Below are 9,676 nucleotides of genomic sequence, written 5' to 3' on the forward strand. Positions count from 1 at the left end.
AACCGGTGCGGTCTGGCCGAAGGGGCCCGTTTACTACCCGTGAATCCCCGAATGGTGCAGAAATTGACCGTCAAGCGGGGTCGACGCTCCGAAGGAACGACACGCGCAGTTCGTATTCGCCTCCCCCGGCTTTGGCGAGCCGCGTGTCGACACCTAATACGTGCCAACCCTCGTCGACGGCCTGGCTCGGCGGCCCGCTCCAGACGCTGGCAAGGGTCCTGGAGACGACGACCGCGGGAAAGATCGTATCTTCCGTAAGCGAGTCCTTGATATCGCCGAAGATCTTGTCGAGGATCGTGCCCAGCCCCAGCTCCAGTACTATGGCGATGGCCTTTCCCAATCCGCCCAGAGCAATTCCAAGTCCCTCCAATCCGCTTTCGAGTTCACTTTCAACGGTGTCCTTGATGTTCTCGATCAGGCTGAGATGCCAGGCGTCCAGATCCCCGTCGTCAGCCTCAACAAGGAAATACGATGCGGCCACGAACCGCGGCCAGGTCAAGGGCGGTGAGCGGTTGGGATCATGATTAAACGTTGTGAACAGGTTCGGCGCCGCGACGGTGCCGTTGTTGAACTGGCCGAGGTTTATCAGCTCGCCGCGGACTTCCCCGTCCGGATCAATCCGGGCAACGCTGAGCTTGATCTCGTCAAGCCCGGGCTCCTTGGTTGTCTTGTTCGCCTTGACAGTGATCAGGCGGAAGGCATGCGCACGCGGAGTGTCATCGAGGACGGGCTGCGCCGGGTTGCCGGTGATGGTGAAGCGGCCGCCTTCGAAGTTGACCGGGCGGATATTCAGGTCGGACGCGGTCCAACTGATGTGGCCGAGGTTGCCGGATGGCCCGCCGAATTGCTCGTAGAGGGTGTTCACCTGCGCCGGCAGCGAGTGGGCGCCGTAGGGCGGCGACCACCACATCTTGCCAAGGCGCGCTTCGCTGGAGGCGCCGCTCTGGCCGAAGGGCGGCTCTCCGTTTGGAACTTCGTCGGTCAGCAGCCACCCGTTGCCGAACTCCCAGCCGTGCGAGGCGTATTCGGACCGGATAGCGCCGTGGATCTCGCAGGCTGGTTCCAGGTCGCCGTGATAAATCGAGCCCATGCCGTGCTGGGGCGTTCCATGGAAGTGGCAGAACCAGCCGTCGTCGCGCGGTGCTCGGCGCTGATCCATTGCCGGAAACCCCAGATGAGGCACGCTGAGGCCGTCGAGATTGCGCCAGTGATCGTAGATCGAGCCCCAGATGCAGAAAGCATTCACTCCATCCGTCCAGCACATGCCGTTCTCGTAAACCTGCACGCGCCCGAGGCGCCCGCTCCAGTCCTGGTCGATGCGCTCGGCACCGATCTTGTCGCCAAGCACCGAGTTTTGGCCGCCCATCTGGATGTATTTGGTCTGGAGGGCACCGGTGCCAATCAAGGTGCTGCCGTGGCTGACGCCGCCGGATGCCGCGGCAGCCGGACCAACAAATCCGGCAACATGAGCCATGAAAAACTGCGGTGGCCGCGGATCGCGGAACTGTTCGGCCGGGGCATAGGTCAGCGCGTCGGCGCTGCGCTGCGTCGGGTGCATCAGGCTGGCAAGTTCGGCAGCGAGCATGTTCGACGGCCGCCTGGCCTGCATGACAGAAATGCCCAGCGGTCGGCGCGGGTCATCCGAAAGCCGCCGGTCAAATGGTGCTTTCCGGATCTGCGCGGAAATGCTCTCTTCACTTGTCAGGTCGACATCGGCGGCAACCCCCAAGCGGCGGCGCCTTTCGCGCGGCGATGCGGCAAGCGAGCGGGTGACTGCGGCTTTCAGGGCTTGCAGCTTGTCATCGGGCAAGATGTCCAGCAGGCGGTCTGCGGCCTTTTCCAGCGGATCCGGGTCGGCAGCAGGCTGAGCGCCGCCGATAAAGAAGCGGCTGGCAACCGCACGTTCTATGGCGAGTTGCCCGCCGGCTGCGATTTGGTCGATGAGTCTGGTAAGTAGCGGTAGGGTCTCCATGATCTGTCACTCCTGGGAGTTCGGTTGTTTGCATGCCTCCATCAGGGAAGTTGCCGGCGGCTGCTTGCAGCCGCACTGACATGGTCACACAGAATGCCGGAACTTTCAGTAATCGGCATCACATGCACCCCCCGGGCCGCCGTCCGGCCTTCCGGGCAAATGCCTGCCGCTGTCCGCTGGCAGAACCAGAGGTCGGTCATGCACCAACAATCAAACCGGACCAATCAGGTGGGGCTGATCAGAACCACAAGGCTTTCAAAATACTCGGGGTGTTTTGGGTAAGAGCTAGGCAATAGATGCTGCGGTTGGCGCTTGCTGCGCAAGGCAGGCACAGAGAGGCGCCCGGGGCCGCAGCTGCGGCGAAGGTTCGCAAGGTCCCGCCAGGCAGTCTCCGCAACGCTCCGGCCTGAAGGGTCGCTTATGCCATCTTCTCAACACTGCCCCATGCCTGCCTTGGCTGCTGGTGGTCCGCTGCCCGGCGGTGTCCGGTTTCAGGGCGTCAAGAACGCGTGTTTGAACATCTCGTTGAGGCCGAGCAGCCAGCTGGCCGGGGGCAGCTGCAGAAGGGCCAGCGCGGTAACGGCGGCAACGGCTGCCAGCGCGATCAGCGCCTCGGCCCGGTGGCCGCGTGGCGACATGCTGCTGCCGAAGATCAGCGTCTTGAAAACGTGGAAATGAAGCGCGGCATGCCACAGCGAGAAGCCGATGAACAGCGCCGCCAGGACAATGTGCAGATCGCTCCAGCCCTGCCGGGCCAAACCCAGCACGTCCCAGTCCGCGGCCTGTGCTGCCCTGCCCTTGGGCGCAAGGAACAGGATGCTGCCGCTGAGAAGAATGGCGGCAAAGGAGAAGGTGACGCCAAAGACGGCCAGGGCCCGGGTGGTCAGCCCGCGCTTGGTTCGGGGTCGGGGCGCGGTATCGGCCATTTCACTGCCTCCTGTCAGGACGGGGTAAGTCTAGGCCGCAGGACATGCGCGCGCGTTGATCCAGATCGGTTCAGCGCGCAAAGGGCAAGGGCTGCGGCCCGGTTGACCTTGCTCAAGGCGGCGGGGCGCCGCCTCTGGTAGGCTGCGCCGGGGGTAAGCCTATGCATCCAGATGAAACCCGGCAGGCAGCAGTGGTGGCCTTTCTGAGCGATCCGTCAGCCTATGGCGGGGACGCGCCGGTCGAGGTGGTCACGACCCATTCCGCGCATGTGTTCCTGGCCGGCAGCCTGGCGTTCAAGATCAAGCGGGCAGTGCGCTACAGCTACCTGGACTTTTCCACGCTGCAGGCCCGAAAGGGCGTGCTGGAGCGCGAGCTTGCCCTCAACGCCCCGGCGGCGCCGGAGATCTATGACCGGGTGGTTGCGGTCACCCGCGAGGCCGGAGGCAGCCTGGCGCTGGAGGGGGCGGGGCCTGCCGTCGAATACGCGCTGCGGATGCACCGGTTCCCGCGGGAGGCGGAGCTGAGCCGCATTGCTGATGGCGGCGGGCTGACGACTGATCTGGCGCGGCGGCTGGGCACCGCGGTGGCCGCCTATCACGCGGAAGCGGAGCGGCGCAGCGCGGACGGGGCCGCCCTGATCGGGGAAATCGTCGAGGAGCTGCGGGAGGCGCTTGGCGGCATGGGGGAGGTGCTTGGCCGCGGCCGGGTGAATGCGTTCCTGGAAGCGGCCGGGCGGGCCTTTGCGGATGCCGCGCCATGCCTGGAGCAGCGCGCGGCGGCGGGATTCGTGCGGCGGTGCCACGGCGATCTGCACCTGCGGAACCTGGTGCTGATCGGCGGCAGGGTGGTGCCGTTTGACGCGCTGGAGTTCGATGAGCGGCTGGGCACCTGCGATGTCTTCTATGACTTCGCCTTCCTGCTGATGGATCTGCTGCACCGGGATGCGCGGGTGCAGGCGAACGCGGCGCTGAACAGCTATCTGCAGGCCGCCGGGGATCTCGGCGGGCTGGCGGCGCTGCCGCTGTTCATGGCGCTGCGCGCGGCGATCCGGGCGATGGTTGCGGTGCAGGCCATGGCGGGAAACGGTTCCGCCGGGGCCGCGCGGGAGGCGCGGGATTATCTTGAGCTGGCGGCGGCCTGCCTGGCGCCGGCGCCGCCGCGGCTGGTGGCGGTGGGCGGGTTGTCGGGCACCGGCAAGACCACGGTCGCGGCGCGGGCGGCGCCGTATCTGGCGCCGCGGCCCGGCGCGGTCCACCTGCGCAGCGACGTGGAGCGCAAGGCGCTGTTCGGAGCCGATCCGCTGGCGCATCTGCCTGCCGAAGGCTACCGGCCGGAAGTGAACGCGGAGGTCTATGCCCGGCTGCTGGACCGGGCGGAGCGGGTGCTGCGCGCCGGGCACAGCGCAGTGGTGGATGCGACTTTCCTGGCGGCGGAATACCGGGATGCGGTGCGGGCGCTGGCAGACAGGCTGGGGGTGCCGTTCGATGGCATATGGCTGCACGGCGACCCCGCCGAACTGGAGCGCCGCATCGAAGCGCGCACCAATGATGCCTCGGATGCGGACGCGGATGTGCTGCATGCGCAGATTAGGCGCGGCGCGGATCCCGCGGACTGGACCCGGATCAGCTGCGGCGGCACCGAGGATGAGGTTGCCGGGCGGGTGAAGGCTGCCCTGCTGCCGGAGTGACCCCGGACGGCCCTGCGCTGCGGGAGGCGCGCCGCGGGGGGCGGATAACCTTGGTCAATGCAGGCCGGAGGCTGCGGGCGTAACGTTGAGCAACATCTGAGGAGGAACACCATGTACAAGAATATTCTGGTTCCCATTGCCCCGGACCACGGCGCCGACAGCGCCAGCGCGCTGCAGGCTGCCCGTCTGCTGGCGGACAGCGATGCCAGGATCACGGCGCTGACCGTGGCCGATGAGATCCCCGGCTATGTGGTGCAGCAATTGCCGGAGGGCCTGCTGGAGAAAACCCGCGCAGAGATGCTGGCAGAGCTCAAAGCAGACCTGGGCGGAGTGGCTGGCGTCAAGGCGGATGTGGTCACCGGCCATGCCGGGCGCACGATCACTGATTACGCCGACGCGCATGGCGCCGATTGCATCGTGATTGCCTCGCACCGGCCCGGGCTGCAGGATTATTTCCTCGGCTCGACGGCGGCGCGCGTTGTGCGCCATGCCAAGTGCACCGTGGTTGTGATCCGCTGAGGCCCTGACGCTAGCTGTCGTGCGCCACGGAGCGGCGGAACAGCAAGAGGCTGGTGGCCAAAAGCGCGGCGCCGAGCAGCGCCATCCACAGCAGTTCCGGCCAGACGGTTTCGAGTCCTGCGCCCTTGAAGACGATGGCCTGGCTGGCGGCCATGTAGTGGCGCGAGGGCAGGATGACGGTGGCGACCTGCAGCCAGTCCGGCTGGCTTTCCACCGGGGTTTCGCCGCCCGACAGCATCAGCATTGGCAGGATGGTCAGCATCACCAGCAGCGCAAACTGCGCCATTGAGCGCGCCACCGTTGCCAGGAACACCCCAAGCGCGGTTGCGGTGAACAGGAACAGCGCTGTGCCGCAGAGGAACAGCATCTTGGACCCCGCGATGGTGATGTCCAGCACCCCCTGCATCACAAAGGCCAGCGACAGCGCTGCCGCGGCCAGCACCACTGCGGCGTTGGCCCAGATCTTGGCCACGGCAATGTCGAAAGGCGAAAGCGGCATCGCCAGCAGATGCTCGATGGTGCCGTGCTCGCGTTCGCGGATCATCGCGGCACCAGTGAGGATTGTGGTCAGCCACATGATTTGGCCGATCAGCGCGTTGATGCCGGCAAAGCGGACGGTATCGCGGTTGGGGTTGAAGGCGCTGCGGATGATGATGCCGAGGGGTTGCGGCTGGGCCAGATCTGCACCGATGGCGAAGCGGCGGATCTCGGCGCTGAGGATGCTGGTGATGTAATGCACGCCAATGCCCGCCTGCTCCATCGCGGTGGCGTCGATCAGAACCTGAATTTCCGGCACCCGGCCTGCACGCACGTCCTGTTCAAACCCGGGCGGCACGGCGACGGCAAACAGGAAGTCGCCGGCATCCATCCGGGCGGCGCCGGTGCCTGGTTCGATCTGCACCACCGGCTGGAACTCGGGTGGGAAGAAGGCAGCGGCAAGGTTGCGCGACAGCGGCGAGTTGTCCTCGTCGGCAAAGGCGATCGAGGCATTGTTGACCGAGGTTGCCACCCCGGTGGCCTCCATCACCGGCGACAGGGTGAAGGACCAGACCAGAAGCGCCATCATCACCCAGTCGCGGCGCAGGCTCATCATTTCCTTGAGGCCGAGCCAGAATATGCAGGAAAGCCGCTGCATCTACTTCTCCTGTGCCCGGAGCGACAGCGCCGCCAGCAGCGTGAACGCCGGCCCGAAGCAGGCCAGCGCCAGAATGTCCGGCAGCAGCGCCTCCCAGCCCAGCCCCTTGGTGAAGGCGCCCACGTTTAGGTGCAGGAAGTAGGAGGAGGGCCACAGCGACCCGATGGTCTGGGCGCCGGGTTCCAGCGTGGACACCGGCTGCAGGAAGCCGGAGAACTGGATTGTCGGCACCACCGAGGCGATGGCGGTTGCGAAGGTCGCCGTCACCTGGCTGGAGGTCATCGTGGCGATCAGCAGCCCGTAAGAAGTGGTGGCCCAGACGTAGAGCAGCGCGCCGACGGCCAGCGGCAGCGGGTCGCCCTTGAGCGGCACCCCGAAGACCGCGACGGTCATTCCGGCCAGCAGCAGGAAATTGGCGTAGGCGATTACGACGTAGGGGATCTGCTTGCCGATCAGAAACTCCAGCCGGGTTGTCGGCGTGACGTAGAAATTGGTGACCGAGCCCAGCTCCTTCTCCCGCGCGACGCTGACCGCCATCAGCACCGCGGGCAGCATGATCAGCAGGATTGCGGGCATCGCAGGCGCCATTGCGGCAATGCTCTCGAAACTCTGGTTGTAGCGGAAGCGCGGCTCGATCCGGGCGATTTCGGCCGGGCGGGTGCCGCTGGCGGCGGCCTGCGCGCTCAGGAAGGTCTGATGCAGCCCGGCGGCGTAGCCCTCCACCGTCTCACCCTTGAAGGGGATGGCGCCATCGACAATGGCCAGCACCTCTGCCGGTTCATCCGCGCGCAGCTTGCGGCCGAAATCGGGGGGCAGTTCGATGACCAGCGAGACCTCGCCCGAGACCAGGCGGCTGCGGCCCTCGGCAGCGCTGGCCAGGGGCGGTGTTGGCCTGAAGTAGCGGGAGCCGGAGATTTCTGCGAGGTAGGCGCGGCTTTCGGGGCTTTGCGACAGGTCCAATGCGGCATAGTCCAGCTCTTCGATGTCGAGCGAAATGCCGAAGCAGAACACCAGCATCAGGATCACCGAGCCGAGGAAGGCAAAGGCGAGGCGCACAGGGTCGCGCAGGACCTCGACAGTTTCGCGCCGCGCATAGGCCAGGGCGCGGGTGAGGCCGCCGCCTGCCGGGGCGGTGTCCGCCTGCACGGCGGTTTCCGGGGCCGTGACCGGGGCTGGGGGATCGGCGGCCTTGAGGATGGCGACAAAGGCCTGTTCCAGGGTGTCTGCGGCCTGCGATGCCATCAGCGCCTTGGGCGTGCCTTCGGCCAGAACCTTGCCCGCGTGCATGAAGGAAACCCGGTCGCAGCGTTCGGCCTCGCCCATGAAATGGGTGGAGACAAAGATCGTCACGCCCTCGTTGCGCGACAGCTCGAGAAGCAGCGCCCAGAACATGTCGCGGGCCTCCGGGTCGACGCCGGAGGTCGGTTCGTCCAGGATCAGCACCCGCGGGCGGTGGATCACCGCAACCGCCAGCGACAGCCGCTGCTTGATGCCAAGCGGCAGGGCGGCGGCCAGGGTGGCGCTGTGCTCCGCAAGGCCGAAGCGCTGGGTCAATTCTTCGACCCTGGCCTCGCGGTCCGCAATCGCGAAAATGCGGGCGTGGAGCTGCAGGTTCTGCTGCACGGTCAGTTCGCCATAGAGCGAAAACGCCTGGCTCATGTAGCCGGTCTCGCGGCGCATGGCGCGGTTGCGGGCATCCACCGGCTTGCCGAACAGCTGCGCCTCGCCGGAGCTGATCGGCAGCAGGCCGGTCAGCATTTTCATGGTTGTCGACTTGCCGCAGCCGTTGGAGCCGAGAAAACCGAAGATCTCGCCCTGGGCGATGCTGAAATCGACATGATCAACGGCGGTGAAATCGCCGAAGCGGCGGGTCAGCCCGCGGGCGGTGATGACCGGTGCGCCGCCGCCGTGCTTGGCTTGGGTCTGGTTCTGAACCGGCGGCGGTTTCCCTTGCGCCCGCAGCTGCCGGTAAGCGGTTTCGAGGTCTTCAGCCCCGCCCCGCAGCCCGTCCGGGGTGCCCTGGTACAGGGCGCGGCCTGCATCCATGGCGACGATCCAGTCAAAGCTCTGGGCCTCCTCCATATAAGCGGTCGAGACCAGCACGGAGAGGCCGGGGCTTTGGCCGCGGATGGCACTGATCAGCGCCCAGAACTGGCGGCGCGACAGCGGGTCAACGCCGGTGGTCGGCTCGTCCAGCACCAGCAGCTTGGGGTCGTGGATCAGGGCGCAGCACAGCCCCAGCTTCTGCTTCATGCCGCCCGACAGCTTGCCCATCAGCCGGTCCGCAAAAGGCGCCAGCCCGGTTGCTGTGAGGAGCGCCGCGATCCGGGCCTCGCGTTCTGCCTCGCCCTGGCCGAACAGCCGCGAGAAGAACTCGAGGTTTTCGCGCACGGAGAGTTCCGGGTAGAGGTTGCGGCCCAGCCCCTGCGGCATGAAGGCAATCGCGGGGCAGATGCGGCGCCGGTGCGCCGGGTCGCCGATGGGTCCGCCGAGGACATCTATGCTTCCCGCCTGCAGTTTCTTGGCGCCGGTGATCAGGCTGAGGAGGGTCGACTTGCCGACCCCGTCCGGCCCGATGAAGCCAACCAGCCGGCCCGGCGGCAGGTCCAGCGACAGCGCGTCCAGCGCGGTGTGCTTGCGGTAGCGGTGGGTGACGTCCGCGACGCGTATGCCGGCACTGCCTGCGGCGGCGGTCATTCGAACAGCTCAGGCGGGATGCGCCGCTCCAGCGCTTCGGGCCATTCGCTGGCCGGGTCCAGCCGGATCACGGCAATGCCGCGCAGGCCGGTTTTCACGTGTTCGATCCGCGCGGCCACCAGATCCTGCGGGATGCGGACGCGGACGCGGAACACCAGCTGCTCGCGCTCGCTGAGCGTTTCCACCTGCTTGGGGGTGAACTGGGCTTCCGGCGACACGAAGGTGACTGTTGCGGGAATGGCGTAATCGGGCAGCGCATCCAGCACGATGCGGGCCTCGGCGCCGATCGGCAGGAGGCCGGCCTCGCGGGCGGGCAGGAACACCTCCATGTAGATGTTTTCAAGGCTGAGCATTGTCAGGATCGGCCCGCCGGCGCCGACCACCTCGCCCGGTTCGGCCAGCCGGTAGAGCACCCGGCCCGGCATCGGCGCGGTGAGGGTGCTGTCCTCGATCTGCGCGGCGATGCGGCGGACCTCTGCCTCTGCCGCCGCAATCCCGGCGTCCGCGGTGGCCACCCGCGCCTGCGCCGCGCCCAGCACCGCCTCGGCGACCTGGTGCGCGGTGTCGCGTTCCTCAAACACGGTTTCGGAGATGTTGTGCCCGGCCAGGAGGGCGGTGGCGCGTGCCAGCTCATGCTCGGCCCGGCGGTGCTCGCTCTGGCGCTGGACTACCAGCGCCTCGGCCTCGGCCTTGGTCTGGCGCGCCAGGGCGGCTTCTGCCTTGGCCCGGTCATGGGCCG

The 9,676-nt window shown here is 67.0% G+C and carries 7 protein-coding genes; 2 read left to right on the forward strand and 5 right to left on the reverse strand.

Going from position 1 to position 9,676, the window contains the following annotated elements; translation table 11 throughout:
* Positions 1 to 70: 70 nt before the first annotated feature.
* Both KUW17_RS22590 and KUW17_RS22595 read right to left on the reverse strand, forming a co-directional pair.
* Entirely contained in the window at positions 71 to 1,972 is a 1,902-nt protein-coding gene (locus tag KUW17_RS22590; protein ID WP_222482562.1) for an LGFP repeat-containing protein, read from the reverse strand.
* A 491-nt stretch (positions 1,973 to 2,463) separates the two neighbouring features.
* The gene (locus KUW17_RS22595) at positions 2,464 to 2,898 is read right to left on the reverse strand and encodes a DUF4405 domain-containing protein (protein ID WP_222482563.1); all 435 of its coding nucleotides are present in this window, start codon (positions 2,896 to 2,898) and stop codon (positions 2,464 to 2,466) included.
* Positions 2,899 to 3,059: 161 nt separating this feature from the next.
* Between KUW17_RS22595 and KUW17_RS22600 the strand changes: the two genes are divergently transcribed.
* On the forward strand, positions 3,060 to 4,586 hold the full coding sequence (locus KUW17_RS22600; RefSeq protein ID WP_222482564.1) for an AAA family ATPase: 1,527 nt from the start codon (positions 3,060 to 3,062) through the stop codon (positions 4,584 to 4,586).
* Positions 4,587 to 4,697: 111 nt separating this feature from the next.
* A complete protein-coding gene (locus tag KUW17_RS22605) occupies positions 4,698 to 5,105 on the forward strand; it encodes a universal stress protein (protein ID WP_222482565.1) in 408 nt (135 codons plus the stop codon).
* 10 nt (positions 5,106 to 5,115) lie between these two features.
* Here KUW17_RS22605 and KUW17_RS22610 read toward each other — a convergent pair whose 3' ends face one another.
* The 3 genes from KUW17_RS22610 to KUW17_RS22620 form a co-directional block, all read right to left on the reverse strand.
* Positions 5,116 to 6,240, reverse strand: coding sequence for an ABC transporter permease (locus tag KUW17_RS22610; RefSeq protein ID WP_222482566.1), 1,125 nt, complete (start codon positions 6,238 to 6,240; stop codon positions 5,116 to 5,118).
* Positions 6,241 to 8,937: a ribosome-associated ATPase/putative transporter RbbA gene (gene rbbA, locus KUW17_RS22615; protein WP_222482567.1), complete on the reverse strand. Its 2,697-nt coding sequence runs from the start codon at positions 8,935 to 8,937 to the stop codon at positions 6,241 to 6,243.
* A partial coding sequence (locus tag KUW17_RS22620; protein WP_222482568.1) for an HlyD family secretion protein occupies positions 8,934 to 9,676 on the reverse strand: 743 nt, incomplete at its 5' end. The genes rbbA and KUW17_RS22620, both read right to left, overlap by 4 nt.

The sequence above is a fragment of the Leisingera aquaemixtae genome (genome assembly GCF_019801145.1).
In the GTDB taxonomy this organism is placed as follows: Bacteria; Pseudomonadota; Alphaproteobacteria; order Rhodobacterales; family Rhodobacteraceae; genus Leisingera; species Leisingera aquaemixtae_A.

Excerpts from the sequence above, each read along its gene's own strand:
- KUW17_RS22590 (WP_222482562.1), bottom strand. The coding sequence starts at position 1,972 with ATGGAGACCCTACCGCTACTTACCAGACTCATCGACCAAATCGCAGCC.
- KUW17_RS22595 (WP_222482563.1), bottom strand. The coding sequence starts at position 2,898 with ATGGCCGATACCGCGCCCCGACCCCGAACCAAGCGCGGGCTGACCACC.
- KUW17_RS22600 (WP_222482564.1), top strand. The coding sequence starts at position 3,060 with ATGCATCCAGATGAAACCCGGCAGGCAGCAGTGGTGGCCTTTCTGAGC.
- KUW17_RS22605 (WP_222482565.1), top strand. The coding sequence starts at position 4,698 with ATGTACAAGAATATTCTGGTTCCCATTGCCCCGGACCACGGCGCCGAC.
- KUW17_RS22610 (WP_222482566.1), bottom strand. The coding sequence starts at position 6,240 with ATGCAGCGGCTTTCCTGCATATTCTGGCTCGGCCTCAAGGAAATGATG.
- rbbA (WP_222482567.1), bottom strand. The coding sequence starts at position 8,937 with ATGACCGCCGCCGCAGGCAGTGCCGGCATACGCGTCGCGGACGTCACC.